The sequence below is a fragment of the Mesorhizobium sp. UC74_2 genome (genome assembly GCF_042701485.1).
Classification (GTDB): Bacteria; Pseudomonadota; Alphaproteobacteria; order Rhizobiales; family Rhizobiaceae; genus Mesorhizobium.
Genome location: NZ_CP170562.1, coordinates 900,750 through 920,540, shown reverse-complemented (window position 1 = coordinate 920,540; position 19,791 = coordinate 900,750). Strand labels below are relative to the sequence as shown.

Genomic DNA, 19,791 nt, shown 5'->3' with positions numbered 1-19,791 from the left:
AGCGAGCCACTAGCGCCTCGCCCTTCACCTCCGTTCCCTGAACTCCGCCATCAGCCCCTCATAATCCTCCATCGGCGGAAGGGCGGCGTAACTCTTCACCGCTCCGGTTTCGGCGAAAGGCAGCTTTTCGCCGATCCATGTCTCGATATAGGGCGCGAAGTCGCCGGCCCCTTCCAGCAGCGTCGGGCGCACATTGACGAACCAGTCCATGCCCTCGGCCCTGGTGAACATCCACGTCATGCAGTGCGGGCAGAAATAATGGTGCGCGTCGGGCCCGTGCAGGCCGCCGATCACCGGCTCGCCTTCGGTCACCGCAAAACCTTCGGCCGGGACGGCGGCCGAGAGCGAATAGGCGGAAGAGCTCATCTTCTGGCAGCCGGTGCAGTGGCAGGCCATGGTCACCAGAGGTGCCGCGCGTACTTCGATCCTCACGCGCCCGCAGCGGCACGCACCCTGTCTCGGCAGTTTCCAGTCCATCGCCTTCTCCTGTGCTTGTCACAGGATAAGCGGACGATGGCGGCAGGCAAGCGTGGCAGCTCGCCGCGCTGGCCAAAGCAATTGCTTATGGCGCCAAAGATCCCCTCTCCGTCGCCGCTGCGTGGCAACTCCAGAAAACCGGATGCGTTCTTGCCTTTGCGAAAAAGACCGAAACGCTCCGGTTTTAACCCTTCCAGATCGAATATTCGATCTTGCCCTTCAGCTCCGGATAGGCGTCCGGATCGAAGCGTGGCACGCCGGTCTTCTTCTGGTCGAAATAGTCTTTCGTCAGCTTCGCTACCGTGCCGGACAGCAGCATGATCGCGACGAGATTGACCGAGGCCATCAGGCCCATGGTGGCATCGGCCGCATTGAACACCACAGCCACCGACGTATAGGCGCCCCAGACCACCATCAACAGCACGCCGACACGCAGCGCGCTCAACGTGCCCTTGTTGTCAACCTTCAGGAACACCAAGGCATTTTCTGAATAGGCGTAGTTGCCGATGATGGACGTGAAAGCGAAGAAGAAGATCGCAACGGCGATGAAATAGCGCCCGGCCTCGCCGATATGGGCGACCATCGCCTCCTGGGTCAAAGGCGTTCCGGTCAGTTCCGAACCTGGCGTCATCACGCCGGACAACAGGATCATGATGCCCGTGGCGGTACAGATCAGCAGCGTGTCGATGAACACGCCCAGCGCCTGCACGAAACCCTGGCTGGCCGGATGATGCGGCGACGGCGTCGCCACGGCGGCGATGTTGGGCGCCGAGCCCATGCCGGCTTCGTTCGAGAAGAGCCCGCGCTTGACCCCGTTCAGCATGGCGCCGGCGACGCCGCCGGCCGCCTGCTCGATGCCGAACGCGCTCTTGACGATCAGCGCCAGCACGCCGGGCACTGCCGTGATGTTGGCAAGCACCACATAGAGCGCCATGCCGAGATAGGCGATCGCCATGAACGGCACGACATACTCGGCCACCTGCGCGATCTGGCGGATGCCGCCGAAAATCACCACCGCCGTCAGCGCCGCCAGCGCGAAGCCGACCCACAGCTTGTCGACGCCGAAGGCGCCCTGCATGGCATCGGCGATCGAGTTCGCCTGCACGGCATTGAAGACCAGACCGAAGACGACGATCAGGCAGATGGAGAAGAGCACGCCCGCCCAGGGCGCGTTCAGCCCTTTCGAGATGTAGAAGGCCGGCCCGCCGCGGTACTGGCCGTTGTGGTCGGTGATCTTGTAGAGCTGGGCGAGCGCGCTTTCCGAATAGGCCGTGGCCATGCCGACAGCGGCCACCACCCACATCCAGAACAGCGCGCCCGGTCCGCCGAGATAGAGCGCGACGGCGACGCCGGCGAGATTGCCGGTGCCGACGCGCGAGGCCAGGCTGGTGCACAACGCCTGGAACGGCGTGATGCCGCTGGTGTCGTTCTGCGGTACCCGCATCACCGAGCGGAACAGTTCCGGAAAATGCCTGATCTGGATGAAGCGGAGCCGCAGCGTGAAATAGATGCCGACCGCGATCAGGCCATAGATCAGCACATAGCCCCAGAAGATCGTGTTCAGGAAATCGATGACTGCGTTCAACGCGCTCATGCAGGTTCCCCTCGTTCCAGCCGGGCCGCCTCAGCCGTTCCAGTCGACCTCGACCATGCCGTGACGCCTGTAGAGGCGGATGGCATTGGCGTTTTCGACCACCTTGGTCTTGAGATCGACACGGCTGGCGCCACGTGCCTTGAACACCGCGAACACATGCAGCAGCAGGGCTTCCGCCAGTCCGTTGCGCCGCGCGCTCGGATGCACGGCGAGATATTTGAGGTAATCGCTGGTCCAGCACAGTGCCACCGCGACCAGTTGGCCCTCGGCATCCTCCACCACGAACCACAGCGCGGGGTCGTATTCGGCATCGTCGGAATGCTGCGCCCACCAGAGGTCGAAGTTCTTCTCTTCCTTCTGCAGGGTCTGGGTGAGCAGCTTGTGCACGGCGCGTGCGTCGGCGGGCTGGAACGTCCGCATCGTGAAACCGTCGGCCCAGACGGGAGCCGGCAGGTCGCCGGCAAGCGAACGTCGCAGACGGATGCTGATATCGTCGGCCGATCCGGCCTCGGTCTGCGTCATCGGTGTCCCCCTGCGTCAGGCCGCGCCCGGCTCAGGCGTCGGGAGCCGATTTGCGCTTGCGATCGCGGCCGAGCCCGGTTTCCTCGAGCAGACCCTTGCGCTTGGCGTCGTAATAATAACCGGTCTGGTAGAGGCGGTCGGCGCGCTTGTAGTCGCCATTGGCCACCAGGAAGGCGCCGCGCAGATATTTCACCGCGTATTTCAGGTTGGTCTCGGCATCGAACAGCCCCTTGGGCGAACCGCCATAACCCATGCCGCGCGCGGTGGCATGCTTGATCTGCATCAGGCCCCAATGGCCGTTGTTGTAGGCGAGCGGATTGAAGGTCGACTCGCGCTTGACCACCGAGCGCACCAGTTCCACCGGCACTTCGTAAAGCGTGGCATATTTGGCGATCAGGCGATCGACCTCGCCGCGGCCGGCGCTGACCGGTCCTGGCCTCTCGGCCTCCGGTTCGGGGATCATCAGATAGGTCGGCACCGGGCCGGAATAGGCGATGGGCTGAACGCCGGGCAGCGATGCGATCGCCTTCGGAGCGGCGGGAGCTGCCGGGAACACCAGGCTGGTGGCGGCGGAAGCAACGACCACCGGTTTCGGCTTCGGCGTCGGCAGGTCACCGCCCATGCGGGCCGACAGGGTGCTGACGCGCGCGCCGGTCTGGGTGGTTGTGGCGGCCTGCGGCTGAGCTACGGCTGCCTGAGCCGTCGCAGCCTGGGCAGTGGCGGCTTGCGCGGTTTGCTGGCCCTGGGCCACCGGCTGTACCGTTGCCGCTTTGCCGTTGGCCGCAACAGTTGCCGGAGCAACGGTCGCACCACCCGGCTGCACTGGTGCGGGCGCGACAAAGGACGAGTTGTTGGCGAGCCGCGCGCTGGTGCCTGGCGTCGTCGCCAGTGTGGCAGGGTTCTCGGCATGCTGTTGCGGGGTCGCGCCGGCAAAGGCATTGCCGGCGGCTTCAGCCGGAAGTGCCGCGAACTGGACGGGTGCCAGGCCGGACGACTCCGGCAGCACCGAGACAGCCTCGGGCAGCGCCAGGGCAAAGCCGGCATCAGACTCGCTCACCGTGGTCGTGGCGGGAGCCAGGGACGGCTTGACGGCAGTCGTTGAGGTGCAACCGGAAACACCGGCCGCAGCCAGAAGAATGCCGATCGACAGGGTGTGGGTTGTTGTTCGCAAGCCGCGCTCTGTTCGTGCAAATCGTTAAATGCTCCTTACACCACCACTTTTGGTCGGGCAACATGGCCGATTATCGGTTTTCGGGTGGCGAAACGCCGCAAAACATGCAGAATCGTTCATGATTTGTACTTGAAGACACCGTTGGCTTTGCTGGAAACCGGTGTCGGAATGGAAGGAGCCTGACCATGCAGACCGCCATTGAAAAAAATGACGAAAAAAATCTCGGCGTCGTGCCGGGCCACACCATTTTCTCCACGGCGCTCGGCTTCATGGGCATCGCCTGGAACGAGCGCGGGCTGATCCGCCTGTGCCTGCCGCAATCGAGCGCCGAGAGCCTGGAGCGGCGCCTGCTTCGGCTGGAGAGCGTACCCGGCAAACGTTTCGAGGACGGCACCGCCCCCGGCTGGGTGGGTGAACTGGTCGCGGCGATCAAGGCCTATACCGCCGGTGAAACCGTCGACTTCTCCACCGTGCCGGTCGACCTCGACGGCGTCGACGATTTTCGACTCGCCATTTATGACGCCGCGCGCAAGCTGGCCTTCGGCGAAACCACCACCTATGGCGAACTCGCCAGACGTGCGGGCCACACCGGGCTTGCGCGCGAGACGGGTGCGGCCCTCGGCGCCAATCCGGTACCGCTGGTCATTCCCTGCCACCGCATCACCGCGGTCGGCGGCAAGATAGGCGGCTTCTCGGCGCCCGGCGGCTCGGCGACCAAGGAAAAGATGCTGGCGATGGAAGGCGTTCGGGTCGGCCCACCTCCCTCGAAGCAGGCTTCGTTCGGATTCTGAGCGACCGGCGCGGTTGCGTCGGTGCAACCGATGCACCGTTCAGTCGAATGGCAGGATGAAGCGTCGGCGATCGAAATCGGGGCGCTTGCATCTGTACACAGGGCATGAGCCGGTGTCGGCGCTCGGTACCGATGCGCGGCTGCGCAATTCGCCCATGTCGCAGAATTCAACACTGGCGACATAGCGGTCATAAAGCGTGAGGCGTGGATTGCGCGGCGACCGATAGCGCAGGATCACGGCGCCTTCGCGGTCGACCAGCCTCTGCACGCGTTCGCAGCTCATACGTGTCGGATCATAGCGCGAAATTGCCTGCGCTTCGGCCGCGACAAGCGAAAGGCATGCGGCAAGCAGGATCGTCTTTCTCATGGCTTCCTCCAGCGCGAAGCATCCTTTGATCATAGATTACGCCGACGCCCCGCACCTTGCCAGCCGTGCAGTGTCTCGCGTCAGGATCAAACAACACCAGCTTGTTTTTAGTGAAAAAGTCGCCTATATGCGTTGCGTTGATATTTGGGCCGATTGACCCCACGCCTCGCGATCTTCGCGTTTGCTCCGTCTTTCTCCAAAATCTCGATACCAAAGGCCGGATAGGGTCCGGTCTGAAGAAAACGCAAGTGAATGTGAAGGAACATTGATATGGCAACTGGAACGGTCAAGTGGTTCAACGCCACCAAGGGCTTCGGTTTCATCCAGCCTGACGCCGGCGGCGCGGACGTTTTCGTCCACATCTCCGCTGTGCAGCGCGCTGGTCTCACCACCCTGGCTGATGGCCAGAAGATCAGCTACGAGATCGAGCAGGACCGCCGCACTGGCAAGTCGTCGGCTGGATCTCTGTCGGCAGCCTGATTTGGCGCAAGGCGCGCGCCGGGCATCTACCTGGGGCGCGCGGCAAGTCACGGATGTACTGACGGTCGCGCGAGAAGCGCGCCGGAGCGGAAACGGAAGGACCGCCGAAGTGGCAGATTGCCACCGGCACCACCAGAGACGCTCCGGGTCAGGCTAGCAGACTTAACGAAAGGCGGGATTTTTCCCGCCTTTTTGTTTTTCTTCCTTTGCCTTGGGATGGCTCGACGTCCCTGCTCAAGCGGGCGCCACGAACTCCTGCGCGATGAGCTTGAAGACCGGCAACGCTTCCAGCTTCGCGGCATGTTGGGCGATGGCCGGAAACCCGGACATATCGACCAGCCCGGGATGCGCGTCGTTGAGGAAGCGCAGTGCCGCAGCCACGGCGATGTCGGCATGACCGATCCGATCTCCGAACCAGAATTCGCTCACCTGTCCGGCACGGTCTTTCTCCAGCACATCCAGCACCGTGGCGATCTGCGTCCGGCATCGATCGGCCCACATATCGGACATTTTGCTGTGCAGGCGCTGCTCGTAGAACAGGCTCACCGCCTTGTCGGCCATGCCGGTGGCCAGCGCGGCAACCTTCAACGCCTTGTGTCGCAAGGGCTCGGCGCGCGGGAACATCGCCTGCCCGGCCGGAACCAGGCTGTCGAGATAGTCGAGCATGAGATGGCTCTCGATCAGCACCTCGCCGTCATCCAGCACCAGCGTCGGCACACGGGTCAGTGGATTGTAGGGGCGGATCCTGTCGGCATCGCCAAAGGTCGACCAGGGCTTCTGTTCGAAGGAAATCCCGTAAAGCGTCAGCGCTATGCCGACTCGCCTGACAAAGGGTGAATCATATTGCCCGATGAGGATCATGCGTCATCCTTGTGACCAGTTTCCGCAACTGTCTGTGATCCGGATCACGGCAGCCATTCGATCGGCACGTGACCGGGGTCCGTCTCCACCCGCTTCAACCACGCACCGATGGCCGGGAAGGCCTTGAGATCGAAGCCACCGAACTCTGCGGTGTGCGTATAGGCGTAGAGCGCGATGTCGGCGATGCTGTAGCTATCTCCCGCGAAGAACGGGCTCTGCACGAGCCTGTGCTCCATGACGCCGAGCGCCTTGTTGCCGCGCTCCAGCGTCGTTGCGAGGCGTTCCGGCGTGGCATCCCTGGCTCTTTCGGGAAAGGTCAGCAGCGCCTTGCGCACGGCAATGTTCGGTTCGTGGCTGTATTGCTCGAAGAAAAGCCACTGATAGACCAGACCGCGCTGATAGCGGTCGGCAGGCAGGAAGCGTGTACCCTCGGCAAGATAGAGCAGGATGGCGTTGGATTCGGCGATGCGACGGCCATCGTCCAGTTCCAGCATGGGCACCATGGCGTTCGGGTTCTTGGCCACATATTCCGGAGTGCGCGTTGCCCCGTTGTGGGAAGACACCTCGACATTGGTGAAGGACTGACCGAGCTTGGCCATCAGCAGCCGCGGCTTGTAGCAGTTGCCGCTGTCGATCATGCTGTAGAGAATGGTCATGCTGGCTCCTCCCTTGAAGCGTCCGTTTGCCCGAGCAGCCCCCAGGCATCCAGCGATTTCTTTTTGTGAGTACCGATAAACGCCGTTGATAGGTCCATGCCGCTCCGATGGGCGCGTTCGGTCATCGACAGCATGCCCGCGACGATGCGGCCACCCGAATCCGGACAAACGAAGAGCTGGAGCGACGGGCTGGCCGCTCCGTCACGCCCTCACTGGACGATCCGTTTTCCGAAAGTCCTCGCCGGGCGGCTCGAGTGCTGGGCGGAGATGCCGCTGCCAAGATCTTGACCGGCCTGCGGCCCCGGTTCGGGCATATGCACGGCCCTGGCATAACTGCGGAAACTGGTCGGCGCGATCTCGGGCCTGGCCAGAACGTAGCCCTGCACCATGGACGCACCGGATTTTTCGGCGAGATCGAGCTGCCAGCTCTCCTCTATGCCTTCGAAAACCGTCCGGATGCCCCGTCCCTCGAAGGCCGCCACCATTGTCATCAGCAAGGCGAAACCGGCACCGGACTCCATCAGCTGGGTGATCCAGTGGGCGTCGAACTTCACGATGTCCGGCTTCAGCTCCTTGATCCGGTTGATGTCGGACTCATCGGCACCGTAGTCATCGACCGCGATCCGGAACCCGTTTGCCCTCAGCGCCTCGACGAAATCGCTGAGTGCAGCCTTGGAGGCCGAGCGTTGTTCCGTCACTTCGCAGACTACCCGCTTCGGATCGATGCCAGCCTCGTGCAGCACCAGGCGCATTTCGCGCAATGCATTGTCCGACACGGCCCGGTCGATGAAGACGGACGGATCGAAATTGATGAAGATGCTGGCGTCCTCCGGCAGGCAGGCGCCTGCATTGAGCAGATGCAGCGTTCGCGTCAGCGCCTCGATATGCAATCTGTCGGCCGGCGGACAGGTGGCGAAGAACTGGCCCGGCGGTTGCGGTTCGCCATCGCGAAACGGCCGGATCAGTCCCTCGAAAGCCGCAATGGAGAGCTTGCCGTCCTGAAAGGCGAAGATCGGCTGAAACGCGCTCTTCAGCGTGTACAGGCCCCACACCCCGGTCGAGGTGCCATCATCGTGACGGATGATATGGGCGAGCCCGATGCTGCGCGACACTGTCCCTCGCTTCGTCGCGTGCTAAACCAGGCAAATCTATCGGCCAAGGTTTTACCGCGCGTTAATGATCCGATTGGCCCTGCGGAGCCAAAACCGAGCCACTGGCTCAGCAAACGAAGCTTGCGCTTGTTTTGCCGATACGACAATAGAGACGCCGCTGCCGGGTTTGGCAGCTGCCTCTATGGAGATTTGTCATGGCCTTCCTCGCCGACGCCCTTTCCCGCGTAAAGCCTTCCGCGACCATCGCGGTCACGCAGAAAGCGCGCGAGCTGAAAAATGCCGGCCGTGACATCATCGGCCTCGGCGCCGGCGAGCCGGATTTCGATACGCCGGACAATGTCAAGAACGCGGCCATCGAAGCGATCCGTCGCGGCGAAACCAAGTATCCGCCCGTCTCCGGCATCGCCCCGCTGCGCGACGCCATCGCCAAAAAATTCAAGCGCGAGAACAATCTCGACTACAAGCCGGAGCAGACCATCGTCGGCACCGGCGGCAAGCAGATCCTGTTCAACGCCTTCATGGCAACGCTGAACCCCGGCGACGAAGTCGTCATCCCCCGCCCCTATTGGGTGAGCTACCCGGAGATGGTGGCGATCTGCGGCGGCACGGCGACCTTTGCCGAGACCAGCATCGACAATGGCTTCAAGCTGACGGCGGAAGGCCTGGAGAAAGTCATCACGCCGAAGACCAAATGGCTGGTGATGAACTCGCCGTCCAACCCGTCCGGCGCCGCTTATACGGAGGCCGAGCTCAAGGCGCTGGCCGAGGTGCTGCTGAAACACCCCCAGGTCTGGATCCTGACCGACGACATGTATGAACACCTCACCTATGGCGACTTCGTCTTCAGGACGATCGCCGAGGTTGAGCCGCGCCTCTATGAGCGCACGCTCACCATGAACGGCGTGTCCAAGGCCTATGCCATGACCGGCTGGCGCATCGGCTATGCCGCCGGCCCGCTGCCGCTGATCAAGGCCATGGACATGATCCAGGGCCAGCAGACCTCCGGCGCCTGCACGATCGCGCAATGGGCATCGGTGGAAGCGCTGAACGGCCCGCAGGACTTCGTGAAGAAGAACAAGGCGATCTTCCAGGCCCGCCGCGACCTCGTCGTATCGATGCTGAACCAGGCGCGCGGTATCACCTGCCCGTCGCCCGAGGGCGCCTTCTATGTCTATCCGTCCTGCGCCCAGCTGATCGGAAAGAAGACGCAGGGCGGCAAGGTGATCGATTCCGACGAGACCTTCTGCTCCGAACTGCTCGAAGCCGAAGGCGTGGCGGTGGTGTTCGGTTCGGCTTTTGGCCTCGGCCCGAACTTCCGCATTTCCTACGCGACGTCCGAGAAGCTTCTGGAGGAAGCCTGCACCCGCATCCAGCGCTTCACGGGAAGTCTCAGCTGATCCGCAGAGAATCTCGCACAAAAAAGCCCGGTCGAGACCGGGCTTTTTTCGTCGGAAGGCGGCTCCGTTCATCCCTGATACTGTTCGTCGCTGACCGGCTCCAGCCAGTCGACGGGCGAACCGTTGAGCGCCTCCTGCATGGCGATATGGGTCATCGCCGTCTTTTGGGCAGCACCATGCCAGTGCTTTTCGTCGGGCTCGAACCAGACGGTGTCCCCGGCCCTGATCTCCTGGATCGGTCCGCCCCAGCTCTGCGCCAGCCCGGCGCCCGAGACGACATGGATCGTCTGGCCGAGCGGATGTGTATGCCAATGCGTACGCGCGCCCGCCTCGAAGCTTACCGAAGTGGCTCTCAGCCGTGCCGGCGACTCCGCCTCGATGATCGGGTTCTGCGTCACCCGTCCGGTGAAATAGGCGTCCGAGGCGATGATGGTCGGCACGCTGCCGCAGGCGATGATCTTCATCGAATTCTCCTTCCGTTTCTGCAAATCGAGCCCTTTGTCGACCAAGCTTTGGCGCTCGTCATCTATTTTCCTTGCCCTGCTTTCGAACCCATGTTTCGATGTTTCCGGGTTGCTGGCAAACGCTTTCGACCCGCGACGGCCGAACAGGCCGGCCGCCGCTCTCAGCGGAATGCCTGAGTGGAGGTCAGCATGGGTAATCGCGCCGGAGGACGACGCTCGGGACCGAAATGCATTGCCATAGTCGGTCCCTTCGCAAGCGGTAAGACGACACTTCTCGAAGCCATTCTCGCCCGGACGGGCGCCATTCCTCGACAAAACCCGGTTTCGTCCGGCAACACCGTATCGGACCATTCCGCGGAAGCCCGCGCCCACGCCATGAGCGTGGAAGCAACCATTGCCACTACCGAATTCATGGGTGACGAATTCACCTTCATCGATTGTCCCGGCTCCATCGAATTCGCCTTCGAGGCGGAACCTGTCCTGGCGGGTTGCGACATGGCCGTCGTGGTGGCGGAGGCGGATGAGAAGAAGATTCCCGCGCTGCAGCTGATCATGCGCAAGCTGGACGATCTCGGCGTGCCGCGCATCCTGTTTCTCAACAAGGTCGACAAGGCAATCGCCGGTGTGCGTGAGACACTGAAGATGTTGCAGCCGACCAGCTCCGTGCCGCTGCTGCTGCGCCAGATCCCGCTGCGCAAGGATGGCGTCGTCATCGGCTCGATCGACCTCGCGCTCGAGCGCGCCTACATCTACCGCGAATACGCCGAGAGCGAAGTCGCCGAAATACCGGGCGACGACAAGGCGCGCGAGATCGAGGCACGGTTCTCGATGCTGGAAACTCTTGCCGATCATGACGACCAGCTCATGGAACAGTTGCTGGAGGAGATCGAGCCGCCGAAGGACGCCATCTTCGACGACCTTGCGGCTGACCTGCGTGCCGGCACGGTGACGCCGGTGCTCATCGGCACGGCCGAGAAAGGCAACGGCGTACTCCGTCTCCTGAAGACGATCCGCCACGATGCACCCGACATTGAAGCCACGCGCAAGCGCCTAGGTGCACCAGCTGGCTCGACCACCGTCGTGCAGGTGATGAAGACCATCCACACGCCGCATGGCGGCAAGCTTTCGGTTTCCCGCATTCTTTCAGGCCAGATCAACGACGGCACCGAGCTGTTCCTGCCCGACGGCAACAGCGCGAAGGTGTCCGGCATCTACCGCATGCTCGGCAAGGACCAGTCGAAGCTCGCCACGGCAAAGGTCGGTGAGACCGTCGCGCTCGGCAAGCTGGACGAGGTCCGCACCGGCCAGACCCTGACGTCGGCAAAAGGAGGCATCGAGCCACTCGCCGATCTCGCTCCGCCGCAACCGGTGTTCGCTTTTGCCTTGCGGCCGAAAGAACGCAAGGACGACGTCAAGATGTCGGCAGCCATCCAGCGCCTTGCCGAGGAGGATCCTTCGCTCAGCCTCAAGCACAACCAGGACTCGGCCGAGACCGTGCTGTCGGGTCACGGCGAGATGCATCTGCGCGTGGTACGCGAGCGGCTGGAGGGCAAGAACCAGATCCCGGTGGAAGGACATGCGCCAGCGGTGCCCTATCGCGAGACCATCCGCAAATCGGTGCAGCAACGCGGCCGCCACAAGAAACAGTCCGGCGGTCACGGCCAGTTCGGCGACGTCGTTCTGGAGATCAAGCCGCTGCCACGCGGCACCGGCTTCCAGTTCACCGACACCATCACCGGCGGCGTCGTGCCAAAGACCTATATCCAGTCGGTGGAGACAGGCGCTCGGGATTATCTGAAATGCGGCCCGCTCGGCTTCCCCGTCGTCGACGTCGCCGTCAATCTGTCAGACGGCTCCTACCATTCGGTCGATTCATCCGACATGGCGTTCCAGATGGCGGCCAAGCTCGCCATGAAGGAAGGCATGGCAACCTGTTCGCCGGTACTTCTGGAGCCGGTGATGAAGGTCGAGATCGTCACCCCGTCCGACGCGACCGCCAGGATCATCGCGCTCATTCCACAAAGGCGCGGACAGATCCTTGGTTATGACGCCCGCACCGATTGGCCGGGTTGGGACGTCGTCGAGGCAACCATGCCGCAAGCCGAGATCAGCGACCTGATCATCGAGCTGCGGTCGGCGACGGCGGGTGTTGCCAGCTACCGGGCAAGTTTCGATCACATGGCGGAATTGACCGGCCGTCTCGCCGACGACGTGATGAACGCCAATGGCAAGGCTGCCTGACGGCTGATGGCAAAAAGCAAAACGGCGTCCGGTTCACCGGACGCCGTTTTCGCGGACCGCTTTCTTGGGAGAAAAGAGCTCAGGTCCGCCGCATGTATCCAATCCAGGTGTCGTCACCTCAACCGGAAGAATAAGGCTGGACGCGGTCGTTGCCAGAGCCCGATCGAGCGTGAGATGCCCCCATCCCTCGAACGATTCTGACCGCGTCCTGATCAAATGCATACGCGCTAATTCGGGCGTTCTGCATGTTACTTAGGGTTACACGTGACCGTTACATGATGGAAAGCTAACGTTCGACGGTACGGACGGTGGCGTCACGAACACCCATTTTCAGACAGATGGCCCACGGTTCCGAATGATCTCTCAAGCCACCCGGCCGCCTCACGAAAAGGCAACAAAAAAGCCGGATCAAGAAGACCCGGCTAAGTTGAATGGAAGTGCCCGTTAGGGCTAAACCTCCAGAGGGGAACACTCGAGGGCGCTAATGGGAGGAGAACGCGCCCAGGAGATGACTGATATATGGGCGCATCCTGCCCAACAAACAAGCACCTATTTTGCAACGCACACATGCAAAAAGGCATAGGCTGTGGTCCAACGTACATTTCTTGGCCATAGGGCCAGAAAAGCAGGCATATTGCCCCGGAGCCGGCATGCTGCACCGCAAATCGATGCATTCATAGGCGGACGAAGGATCAAGGCCTGCCGACAAACAAGGCAAGGGGCGGCACCCATTTTCTTCAACGGGACGATTGAGGGATCGCCATGAAGACCAGGACCTCGGCAATTCTCGGCAGCGCGGTTTTCTTCCTGATGGCACCCTGCGTCGTCGCGGGCCTGCTGCCCTGGCTGATCCTGGATCGTTACCGTCTCCCCCTCTCGATGTCTTTGGCGTGTATCGTGATCGGCTGCATCCTGATCGCGGTGGCGGTCCTGGTTCTCCTGCATTCCTTTGCCCGCTTCGCGCTCGAGGGACTGGGCACTCCGGCACCGGTTGCACCCACCGAGAAGCTTGTGGTGGGCGGCATCTATCGCCATGTCCGCAACCCGATGTATGTCGCGGTGCTTTCGATCATCGCCGGCCAGGCGCTGCTGTTCGCGAGCTGGGCGGTACTTCTCTACGGGGTGGTAATGGGCGTCGCCATGGCAGCGTTCGTACACTTCTACGAAGAGCCGACGCTCGTGCGGCGCTATGGCGTCGAGTATGAAACCTATCGGCGCGCCGTGCCGGGCTGGCTGCCGCGGCTGACGCCATGGCACGGCGCATAGCCGCAGCACGCGATCACGGTTGGGAACGAGCGCCGTGCCAGCTCCGTGAGCGCAAGGGTCAATATGACCAGTTGCGAGCCTTGGCGATGATGAAGTCGCGGAAGACGTGCAGCTTCGCCTGGTTCTTCATTGCGTCGGGATAAGCGAAGTAGGTGTCGAAGGACGGTACCTCGGTTTCCGGCAGAAGCTGCACCAGGCCGGCATCCTTGCCGACGACATAGTCGGGCAGCATGGCGATGCCGGCGCCCCCCTGAACTGCGCGCTTGATCGACAGGATGTCATTGATCTGCAGGGTCGGCACGCGCTGCCCGCTTTCGAAATCGCCAACCGTCTCCAGCCAGTTGAGCTCCGACAGATGCGTCGGTACCGGCACGCCGAACGTCACGATGCGATGGTTCTTCAGTTCAGCCACCGTCGCCGGCTTGCCGAACTTGTTCACATAGGCGGGCGACGCATAGAGGTGGAAGTGCACCGTGAACAGACGACGCTGGATCAGATCCGGCTGTTGCGGCTGCCTCAACCGGATCGCGCAGTCGGCCTGGCGCATGGTGAGGTCCAGTTCCTCATTGGCGAGGATGAGCTGCAGATGGATTTCAGGATAGAGGTCGATGAACTCCTGTACCCGATCGGTCAGCCAGCCAGCGCCAAGGCCCACCGTGGTCGTCACGCGCAGGATGCCCGACGGCCGATCCTTGGATTCGGCCAGCCGCGTCTTGATCGACTCCAGTTTCATCAGCACGTCATGCGCCGTGCGAAACAGCATCTCGCCCTGTTCGGTCAGAACCAACCCGCGCGCATGGCGATGAAACAGTGGCACGCCGACATCATGCTCCAGCGCGCTGACCTGTCTCGAAATAGCCGACTGCGAAAGATGCAGTGTCTCGGCCGCATGCGTGAACGACCCAGCCTCGGCGGCTGCGTGAAACACGCGAAGTTTGTCCCAATCCAGCGCCATGATTCCCCTCGTTTCGTTTTGGCGTCTGAAGAAAGATTTCGGAGATTTTGCGGCTTACTCAGCCGCTTCCCGATGCACCTCTATCCCAGCGAGATATTTTTCCGCTTCGAGCGCCGCCATGCAGCCCATGCCAGCCGCCGTCACCGCCTGGCGATAGATATCGTCCGTCACGTCACCAGCGGCGAACACGCCAGGCACATCGGTGCGCGTCGAATCCGGCGCGGTCCACAGATAGCCGTTCGACTTCTGCTTGAGCTTACCGGCAAACAACTCCACTGCCGGCGCATGGCCGATCGCCACGAACACGCCGTCGATCTTCAGCTGGCTTTCCTGTCCGGTCGCCACATTGCGCAACGTCAGCCCTTCGACCGAAGGCGGCAGCGGGGTCTTGCCCGGACGCCCGGTGATCTCTTCGACCACCGTATCCCAGATGACGCGGACATTGTCCTTCTTCATCAACCGCTCACGCAGGATGCGCTCCGACCTGAATTCACTACGGCGGTGGATGACAGTAACCGTCTTGGCCAGATTGGAAAGATAGAGCGCCTCCTCGACCGCCGAGTTGCCGCCACCGATCACCGCGACATCCTTGCCACGATAGAAGAACCCGTCGCAGGTGGCGCAGGCCGAAACACCGAAGCCCATGAAAGTCTGCTCCGAAGGGATGCCCAGCCATTTCGCCTGCGCACCGGTGGCGATGATCAGCGCATCGGCCGTATAGGTCGTGCCGGAATCGCCCTTGGCCACAAATGGGCGAACATCGAGGTCAACCTCGGTGATGATGTCGTTGATGATTTCCGTGCCCACATGTTCGGCCTGCTTCAGCATCTCGCTCATCAGCCACGGACCCTGCACCGGGTCGGCAAAACCGGGATAGTTCTCGACGTCCGTGGTGATCATCAGCTGGCCACCCTGCTGGAGACCGGCGACCAGCACGGGCTTCAGCATGGCACGAGCGGCATAGATGGCCGCGGTATAACCGGCCGGGCCGGAGCCGATGATAAGGACGGGCGCGTGCTTGACGGTCATGGAACGGCCTTTTGCGAAAGACGGCCGCGTCAAGCGGCCCGAAACGAGCGGCAACTGTTGCGCGCAATGTAAGTGCTGCCCAGTCCGCCAGCAAGGACGTGCGACAAGTGTCCCCACAATGCTTGTGTGGCCGCGGGAAACCGACACCTCATGGTTAATCCGGGATGAATGCCGAAAATTCCGGGTGTGCGGGGATGGCGCGGCCCGCAAACTCGTTTAATGACGTGTTTGCGAAAGATTCTTGCGCGACAGGCGGACAACCATGCCGATTAAGGCCGATCTCGACGCCATTGACTGGAAGATCCTGCGGGAATTGCAACGCGACGGACGCATGACCAATGTCGAGCTTTCGCGTCGCGTCGGCATTTCCGCGCCCCCCTGCCTGCGCCGCGTCAAACGACTCGAGGAAACCGGTATCATCCGGGGGTATCGCGCCCTGCTTAATGCGCCGGCACTTGGCATGGACGTGGTGGCGTTCTGCCTGATCGGCCTGCATCATCAGGCCGACGCGGAATTGAAAGCCTTCGCCGAGCGTACCCGCAGTTGGCCAATCGTGCGTGATGCCTGGATGGTATCGGGCGAGTCCGATTTCCTGCTGCATTGCGTGACCGGGGATCTGGCGACGTTCCAGGGCTTCGTCATCGAAGAACTGACTTCCACCCCGAACGTCGATACGGTGCGCACCGCATTGACCATCCGCCAGGTGAAAGATGAAGGCCTAGTCGAAATCAACGCCTTGAACCAAACGCAGTAAAGGCGCATGGCTGGACACAGCCTGTCCCGCTCCTAATTTTCCCCTCATGTCTCAGTTCAACACGCCCGTCTCCGCACTGATCATCTGCAGGAACGAAGTCGACATGATTGCCGACTGCCTGGAGAGCGTCGACTTCTGCGCCGAGATCGTCGTGGTGGATTCGGGCTCGACGGACGGCACCCTGGAGTGCGTCCAGCAATTCATCGCCAGAGGCTATCCAATCCGCCTCATGCACAATGACTGGCCGGGTTTCGCCAGGCAGCGGCTTTTTGCGCTGGAACGAGCCTCCCAGCCCTGGTGCCTCTGCATCGAGGCCGACGAGCGCGCCGATGCCGAATTGAAGCAGTCCATCGTCGAAATCACGCGTTCCGGCAAAACCGATATCGACGGCTGGTACGTCCGCCGCCGCGATTATCTGAAAGGCTATGGTTATGCCCACCGCTGGGTGGCACACAACCGTATCTTCCGCCTTTTCCGCCGCGACAAAGCGACGATGGACGTTGCTCAGCGTGTGCATGAATCGTTCAGGGTACCTGGCAAGACCGCGATCATCGAGAAAGGCATGTTGCTGCACCGGCGCGCGACATCGTTGACCGACGAAATGAACCGCACGAATTCCTATTCGTCGCTCAAGGTCGAAGCGCAGGTTGAGCAAGGCGCGAAGCCGAGCATGTCGCGGCTCATGTTCTCGCCCTGGATCAATTTCCTCAAATTCTACGTCGGCAAGCGCTATTTCCTGTGCGGCCGCCACGGCTACGTCCACTCGGCGATGGTTTTCCTCTACTCCTACGTGACCGAGGCGAAGCTGTTCGAGGCACGCGATGAACGCCGCGCCGATCGAGCGAACCTCAAAGCCGGGAAATAGCCTGGATCTCGGCGATCGCCGCCTGCTCCGCTGCGGTATTCGCCTCTCGTGCCAGAAACAAACGCGACAGCCCTGCCCGGCGTCCGGCCTGGATATCGGCATCCTTGTCGCCGATCAGGACCGAGCCCCCGGGGTCGGCTCTCAACATCGCGGCTGCCTTCAGCAGCATGCCGGGATTGGGTTTGCGCATCGGATGATCGCCCATGCCGAGCACGCCCTTTCCTGCTTCGTGGTAGGCGCAGGCGAGCACCATGTCGACAAAACAATCCTTCTCACTCAGCAGTGCCAGGATACGGCCATTGACCGCGGCGAAAACATCCCATCCAAAATACCCGCGCGCGATACCGGACTGATTGGTGACAATCACCACCGGCCAGCCGGCACGATTGGCCGCCTGGATGACCGGGAGGATTTCATCGCGCAGCGCCACTTGCGCTGGATCGCTCGGATAGCCGGTGTCGACATTGATGGTGCCGTCCCGATCAAGGAACAGCGCCGGACTTCCATCTGGAAAGGCCTTATCGCCGACCCGCTCCACCCAAAGCCCCGGCTCCTCGAGCGGGTACGGAGGCTTTGATCCGAACATCAGGCCGTCGGGCCGTTGCTCAGCCGGTTTTCCACCTCTTCACAGAGATAGTGATAGAGGCAGATATGGCCCTGCTGGATGATCGGTGTGGAACCGGACGGTACATTGAGCAGGACATCGCACAACGGCTTCAGCTTGCCGCCGGTATCGCCGGTCATGCCGATCACCGTCATGCCCATGGCGCGTGCCTGTTCCGCAGCCGCCAGGATCGACGGGGAATTGCCGCTGGTCGAGATGGCCAGCAGCACCGCGCCCTCGGCGCCATGCGCTTCCACCTGCCGTGAAAACACGGTGTCGAAGCCATAGTCGTTGCCCCAGGCTGTCAGCACGGCCGCATTGGCGGGCAAGGCAATGACGTTGTAGGCCTTGCGTTCCTTCAGGAAGCGGCCAACCAGTTCGCCGGCGATGTGGATCGCATCGCTCGCCGATCCGCCATTGCCACAGATCAGGAAGGCTTTACCTGCAGACAATGCCGTTACAACCGCGTCGGTCGCACGCTGCATTTCGGCCGTCAGGTCGCGTTCGACCATGGCTGTGATCGCGGCCGCCGAGCGGACAAGATAGTCATTCAGGTTGGACATGGGGTTTTCAGGTTCCGCTACGGGCGCGCAATTTGCTTATGGTGCCGGTGGTGCTTTTGCCGGCAACGAGATCGATGAGAACCACACGGCCGCCGGCTTTTTGCACCACGTCGGCGCCCACGACCTGATCGACGGTATAGTCCGCGCCCTTGACCAGGATATCGGGCTGCAGAGCCTCGATCAGTTTCAGCGGAGTATCGTCTTCGAAGACCACCACGGCATCGATGGAAGCCAGCGCCGCCAGCACGCAGGCACGGTCATGCTGGTCATTTACGGGTCGGTCGGGGCCTTTCAGCCGCCGCACAGAGGCATCGCTGTTCAGCCCAAGCACCAACCTGTCGCATTGGCCGCGTGCGGCATTGAGCAGGCTGACATGACCGGCATGCAGGATGTCGAAGCAGCCGTTGGTGAAGCCGACCGTCAGGCCTTCTTCCTTCCACGTTGCAACCAGCCGCTGCGCGGCGGTTATGTCGAGCACGGCATCCTTGTGGACCGCGCCATGCGAACGGAACAACGCGCCGGTCAACTCATCCGCCGTCAGGCGCGCCGTTCCACGCTTGCCGACCACGACCCCGGCGGCGGCATTGGCAATGGCTGCGGCGGCCGCACGGTCAGCGCCTGCAGCGTGGGCAAGTGCGAATGAGGCAATCACGGTATCGCCGGCACCGGAAACGTCGAACACCTCACGCGCCTGCGTCGCGATGTGGCGCGCCGATTGCGCATCGACCACGCTCATGCCCTTCTCGCTGCGGGTCGCCAGGACGAAGTCGAAACCATTCGCCGCGATCAGTGCGCGCGCGGCGGCAACGATATCGTCGTCGGCGAAGACCGAGCGCCCAACCGCCTCGCCCAGTTCCTTGCGGTTGGGTGTCACCGCGGTCGCACCGCGGTAGCATGCATAATCACGCCCCTTCGGATCGACGAGAACCGCCTTGCCAGCCTCGCGGCAGATCGCGATCAATTCGGCGGCAACGCCATCAAGCAGGATGCCCTTGCCATAGTCGGACAGGATGACGATGTCGGCCCCGGCAAGTGCTGCCCGGAAATCCGTGAGCAGTCTTGCCCGCTCCGCGGCATCCAGCGCCCGGATTTCCTCTTCGTCGAACCGCAGAACCTGCTGGTTGAGCGCGCTGAAACGGCTCTTCGATGACGTCATGCGATCGCGCGTCTGTCCGATGCCATCCGTATCGACACCCAGTTCCGCGAACATGCGCAGGATGTTGCCGGCGGCGGCATCGTCGCCGAGTGCCGAGATCGGGATTGCCTTGCCACCCAGCGAGACGATGTTGGAAACGACGTTACCGGCGCCGCCGACCGCCTGCGTTTCACCACGTCCATGCAGGACCGGGATCGGCGCTTCCGGCGAGATACGTTCGATCACGCCGTTGACGAAGCGGTCGAGGATCAGGTCACCGACCACCAGCACGGTGATATCGGCGAACCGGGCGATCGCGCGGTGAAGGATTTCGGGAGAAGACAGGTGCAACTCGCTCATGCGCAAGCGGATATACCGCAAAGCTGGGCAGCGCAACTGCGGCGACGTTCCTTGCCTGTCATGCGATGCACCCTTGTCGACACGCTCCCTTGCCTCTCCTATAAGGACCGCGATCCGCTCAACAATTC

At 62.2% G+C, this 19,791-nt stretch carries 21 protein-coding genes; 7 read left to right on the top strand and 14 right to left on the bottom strand.

What is annotated here, in order from left to right:
- Positions 1 to 24: 24 nt before the first annotated feature.
- From ACFJIU_RS04330 to ACFJIU_RS04315, 4 genes are all read right to left on the bottom strand, one after another.
- Complete coding sequence (locus tag ACFJIU_RS04330) at positions 25 to 477, bottom strand: GFA family protein (RefSeq protein ID WP_379067845.1); 453 nt, start codon at positions 475 to 477, stop codon at positions 25 to 27.
- A 184-nt stretch (positions 478 to 661) separates the two neighbouring features.
- Positions 662 to 2,062 carry an alanine/glycine:cation symporter family protein gene (locus ACFJIU_RS04325; protein WP_379072954.1) on the bottom strand — a complete coding sequence of 467 codons (1,401 nt, stop codon included), beginning with the start codon at positions 2,060 to 2,062 and terminating at the stop codon, positions 662 to 664.
- A gap of 39 nt (positions 2,063 to 2,101) precedes the next feature.
- Positions 2,102 to 2,593: a GNAT family N-acetyltransferase gene (locus ACFJIU_RS04320; RefSeq protein WP_379067842.1), complete on the bottom strand. Its 492-nt coding sequence runs from the start codon at positions 2,591 to 2,593 to the stop codon at positions 2,102 to 2,104.
- A gap of 31 nt (positions 2,594 to 2,624) precedes the next feature.
- Entirely contained in the window at positions 2,625 to 3,764 is a 1,140-nt protein-coding gene (locus ACFJIU_RS04315; RefSeq protein WP_379067838.1) for a transglycosylase SLT domain-containing protein, read from the bottom strand.
- Positions 3,765 to 4,033: 269 nt separating this feature from the next.
- Between ACFJIU_RS04315 and ACFJIU_RS04310 the strand changes: the two genes are divergently transcribed.
- Positions 4,034 to 4,555 carry a methylated-DNA--[protein]-cysteine S-methyltransferase gene (locus ACFJIU_RS04310; RefSeq protein WP_379072952.1) on the top strand — a complete coding sequence of 174 codons (522 nt, stop codon included), beginning with the start codon at positions 4,034 to 4,036 and terminating at the stop codon, positions 4,553 to 4,555.
- 39 nt (positions 4,556 to 4,594) lie between these two features.
- Here ACFJIU_RS04310 and ACFJIU_RS04305 read toward each other — a convergent pair whose 3' ends face one another.
- A complete protein-coding gene (locus ACFJIU_RS04305) occupies positions 4,595 to 4,921 on the bottom strand; it encodes a hypothetical protein (protein ID WP_379067835.1) in 327 nt (108 codons plus the stop codon).
- Positions 4,922 to 5,191: 270 nt separating this feature from the next.
- Here ACFJIU_RS04305 and ACFJIU_RS04300 point away from each other — a divergent pair, with 270 nt between their 5' ends.
- A complete protein-coding gene (locus ACFJIU_RS04300) occupies positions 5,192 to 5,401 on the top strand; it encodes a cold-shock protein (RefSeq protein WP_024925349.1) in 210 nt (69 codons plus the stop codon).
- A gap of 234 nt (positions 5,402 to 5,635) precedes the next feature.
- On the opposite strand, the gene ACFJIU_RS04295 is transcribed toward ACFJIU_RS04300, so the two are convergent.
- From ACFJIU_RS04295 to ACFJIU_RS04285, 3 genes are all read right to left on the bottom strand, one after another.
- Complete coding sequence (locus ACFJIU_RS04295; protein WP_379067832.1) at positions 5,636 to 6,262, bottom strand: glutathione S-transferase family protein; 627 nt, start codon at positions 6,260 to 6,262, stop codon at positions 5,636 to 5,638.
- A gap of 44 nt (positions 6,263 to 6,306) precedes the next feature.
- A complete protein-coding gene (locus ACFJIU_RS04290; protein WP_379067830.1) occupies positions 6,307 to 6,918 on the bottom strand; it encodes a glutathione S-transferase family protein in 612 nt (203 codons plus the stop codon).
- Between the two features lie 209 nt (positions 6,919 to 7,127).
- Positions 7,128 to 8,030, bottom strand: a complete 903-nt coding sequence (locus tag ACFJIU_RS04285; RefSeq protein WP_379067827.1) for an EAL domain-containing protein — start codon at positions 8,028 to 8,030, stop codon at positions 7,128 to 7,130.
- Between the two features lie 194 nt (positions 8,031 to 8,224).
- Here ACFJIU_RS04285 and ACFJIU_RS04280 point away from each other — a divergent pair, with 194 nt between their 5' ends.
- On the top strand, positions 8,225 to 9,427 hold the full coding sequence (locus tag ACFJIU_RS04280) for a pyridoxal phosphate-dependent aminotransferase (RefSeq protein WP_379067824.1): 1,203 nt from the start codon (positions 8,225 to 8,227) through the stop codon (positions 9,425 to 9,427).
- A 68-nt stretch (positions 9,428 to 9,495) separates the two neighbouring features.
- On the opposite strand, the gene ACFJIU_RS04275 is transcribed toward ACFJIU_RS04280, so the two are convergent.
- On the bottom strand, positions 9,496 to 9,891 hold the full coding sequence (locus tag ACFJIU_RS04275; protein ID WP_379067821.1) for a cupin domain-containing protein: 396 nt from the start codon (positions 9,889 to 9,891) through the stop codon (positions 9,496 to 9,498).
- 189 nt (positions 9,892 to 10,080) lie between these two features.
- On the opposite strand from ACFJIU_RS04275, the gene ACFJIU_RS04270 reads away from it, so the two are divergent.
- Both ACFJIU_RS04270 and ACFJIU_RS04265 read left to right on the top strand, forming a co-directional pair.
- Positions 10,081 to 12,132, top strand: coding sequence for an elongation factor G (locus tag ACFJIU_RS04270; RefSeq protein ID WP_379067818.1), 2,052 nt, complete (start codon positions 10,081 to 10,083; stop codon positions 12,130 to 12,132).
- 762 nt (positions 12,133 to 12,894) lie between these two features.
- Positions 12,895 to 13,398: a methyltransferase family protein gene (locus ACFJIU_RS04265; RefSeq protein ID WP_379067815.1), complete on the top strand. Its 504-nt coding sequence runs from the start codon at positions 12,895 to 12,897 to the stop codon at positions 13,396 to 13,398.
- A gap of 58 nt (positions 13,399 to 13,456) precedes the next feature.
- On the opposite strand, the gene ACFJIU_RS04260 is transcribed toward ACFJIU_RS04265, so the two are convergent.
- Both ACFJIU_RS04260 and trxB read right to left on the bottom strand, forming a co-directional pair.
- Positions 13,457 to 14,353 (bottom strand): LysR family transcriptional regulator, encoded by an 897-nt coding sequence (locus ACFJIU_RS04260; protein WP_101937785.1) that lies wholly within the window; start codon positions 14,351 to 14,353, stop codon positions 13,457 to 13,459.
- A gap of 54 nt (positions 14,354 to 14,407) precedes the next feature.
- Positions 14,408 to 15,382, bottom strand: a complete 975-nt coding sequence (gene trxB, locus ACFJIU_RS04255) for a thioredoxin-disulfide reductase (RefSeq protein ID WP_379067812.1) — start codon at positions 15,380 to 15,382, stop codon at positions 14,408 to 14,410.
- A gap of 262 nt (positions 15,383 to 15,644) precedes the next feature.
- Here trxB and ACFJIU_RS04250 point away from each other — a divergent pair, with 262 nt between their 5' ends.
- Complete coding sequence (locus ACFJIU_RS04250; RefSeq protein ID WP_379072950.1) at positions 15,645 to 16,136, top strand: Lrp/AsnC family transcriptional regulator; 492 nt, start codon at positions 15,645 to 15,647, stop codon at positions 16,134 to 16,136.
- Positions 16,137 to 16,182: 46 nt separating this feature from the next.
- Positions 16,183 to 17,001: a glycosyltransferase family 2 protein gene (locus ACFJIU_RS04245; RefSeq protein WP_379067809.1), complete on the top strand. Its 819-nt coding sequence runs from the start codon at positions 16,183 to 16,185 to the stop codon at positions 16,999 to 17,001.
- On the opposite strand, the gene ACFJIU_RS04240 is transcribed toward ACFJIU_RS04245, so the two are convergent.
- Genes ACFJIU_RS04240 through rfaE1 form a run of 3 tightly spaced genes read right to left on the bottom strand, consistent with a single transcriptional unit; the run spans position 16,985 to position 19,663 of the window.
- Positions 16,985 to 17,587, bottom strand: coding sequence for a D-glycero-alpha-D-manno-heptose-1,7-bisphosphate 7-phosphatase (locus tag ACFJIU_RS04240; protein WP_379067806.1), 603 nt, complete (start codon positions 17,585 to 17,587; stop codon positions 16,985 to 16,987). The two genes, ACFJIU_RS04245 and ACFJIU_RS04240, sit on opposite strands and share 17 nt — an antisense overlap.
- Positions 17,587 to 18,168: an SIS domain-containing protein gene (locus ACFJIU_RS04235; protein WP_379067803.1), complete on the bottom strand. Its 582-nt coding sequence runs from the start codon at positions 18,166 to 18,168 to the stop codon at positions 17,587 to 17,589. Before ACFJIU_RS04235 ends, ACFJIU_RS04240 begins: the two co-directional genes overlap by 1 nt.
- A gap of 7 nt (positions 18,169 to 18,175) precedes the next feature.
- Complete coding sequence (gene rfaE1 / locus ACFJIU_RS04230; RefSeq protein ID WP_379067800.1) at positions 18,176 to 19,663, bottom strand: D-glycero-beta-D-manno-heptose-7-phosphate kinase; 1,488 nt, start codon at positions 19,661 to 19,663, stop codon at positions 18,176 to 18,178.
- Between the last annotated feature and the right edge of the window lie 128 nt (positions 19,664 to 19,791).

Bases quoted from the DNA above. Each gene is read 5' to 3' on its own strand.
- ACFJIU_RS04330 (WP_379067845.1), bottom strand. From the start codon at position 477: ATGGACTGGAAACTGCCGAGACAGGGTGCGTGCCGCTGCGGGCGCGTG.
- ACFJIU_RS04320 (WP_379067842.1), bottom strand. From the start codon at position 2,593: ATGACGCAGACCGAGGCCGGATCGGCCGACGATATCAGCATCCGTCTG.
- ACFJIU_RS04310 (WP_379072952.1), top strand. From the start codon at position 4,034: ATGGGCATCGCCTGGAACGAGCGCGGGCTGATCCGCCTGTGCCTGCCG.
- ACFJIU_RS04305 (WP_379067835.1), bottom strand. From the start codon at position 4,921: ATGAGAAAGACGATCCTGCTTGCCGCATGCCTTTCGCTTGTCGCGGCC.
- ACFJIU_RS04300 (WP_024925349.1), top strand. From the start codon at position 5,192: ATGGCAACTGGAACGGTCAAGTGGTTCAACGCCACCAAGGGCTTCGGT.
- ACFJIU_RS04295 (WP_379067832.1), bottom strand. From the start codon at position 6,262: ATGATCCTCATCGGGCAATATGATTCACCCTTTGTCAGGCGAGTCGGC.
- ACFJIU_RS04290 (WP_379067830.1), bottom strand. From the start codon at position 6,918: ATGACCATTCTCTACAGCATGATCGACAGCGGCAACTGCTACAAGCCG.
- ACFJIU_RS04280 (WP_379067824.1), top strand. From the start codon at position 8,225: ATGGCCTTCCTCGCCGACGCCCTTTCCCGCGTAAAGCCTTCCGCGACC.
- ACFJIU_RS04275 (WP_379067821.1), bottom strand. From the start codon at position 9,891: ATGAAGATCATCGCCTGCGGCAGCGTGCCGACCATCATCGCCTCGGAC.
- ACFJIU_RS04270 (WP_379067818.1), top strand. From the start codon at position 10,081: ATGGGTAATCGCGCCGGAGGACGACGCTCGGGACCGAAATGCATTGCC.
- ACFJIU_RS04265 (WP_379067815.1), top strand. From the start codon at position 12,895: ATGAAGACCAGGACCTCGGCAATTCTCGGCAGCGCGGTTTTCTTCCTG.
- ACFJIU_RS04260 (WP_101937785.1), bottom strand. From the start codon at position 14,353: ATGGCGCTGGATTGGGACAAACTTCGCGTGTTTCACGCAGCCGCCGAG.
- trxB (WP_379067812.1), bottom strand. From the start codon at position 15,382: ATGACCGTCAAGCACGCGCCCGTCCTTATCATCGGCTCCGGCCCGGCC.
- ACFJIU_RS04250 (WP_379072950.1), top strand. From the start codon at position 15,645: ATGCCGATTAAGGCCGATCTCGACGCCATTGACTGGAAGATCCTGCGG.
- ACFJIU_RS04245 (WP_379067809.1), top strand. From the start codon at position 16,183: ATGTCTCAGTTCAACACGCCCGTCTCCGCACTGATCATCTGCAGGAAC.
- ACFJIU_RS04240 (WP_379067806.1), bottom strand. From the start codon at position 17,587: ATGTTCGGATCAAAGCCTCCGTACCCGCTCGAGGAGCCGGGGCTTTGG.
- ACFJIU_RS04235 (WP_379067803.1), bottom strand. From the start codon at position 18,168: ATGTCCAACCTGAATGACTATCTTGTCCGCTCGGCGGCCGCGATCACA.
- rfaE1 (WP_379067800.1), bottom strand. From the start codon at position 19,663: ATGAGCGAGTTGCACCTGTCTTCTCCCGAAATCCTTCACCGCGCGATC.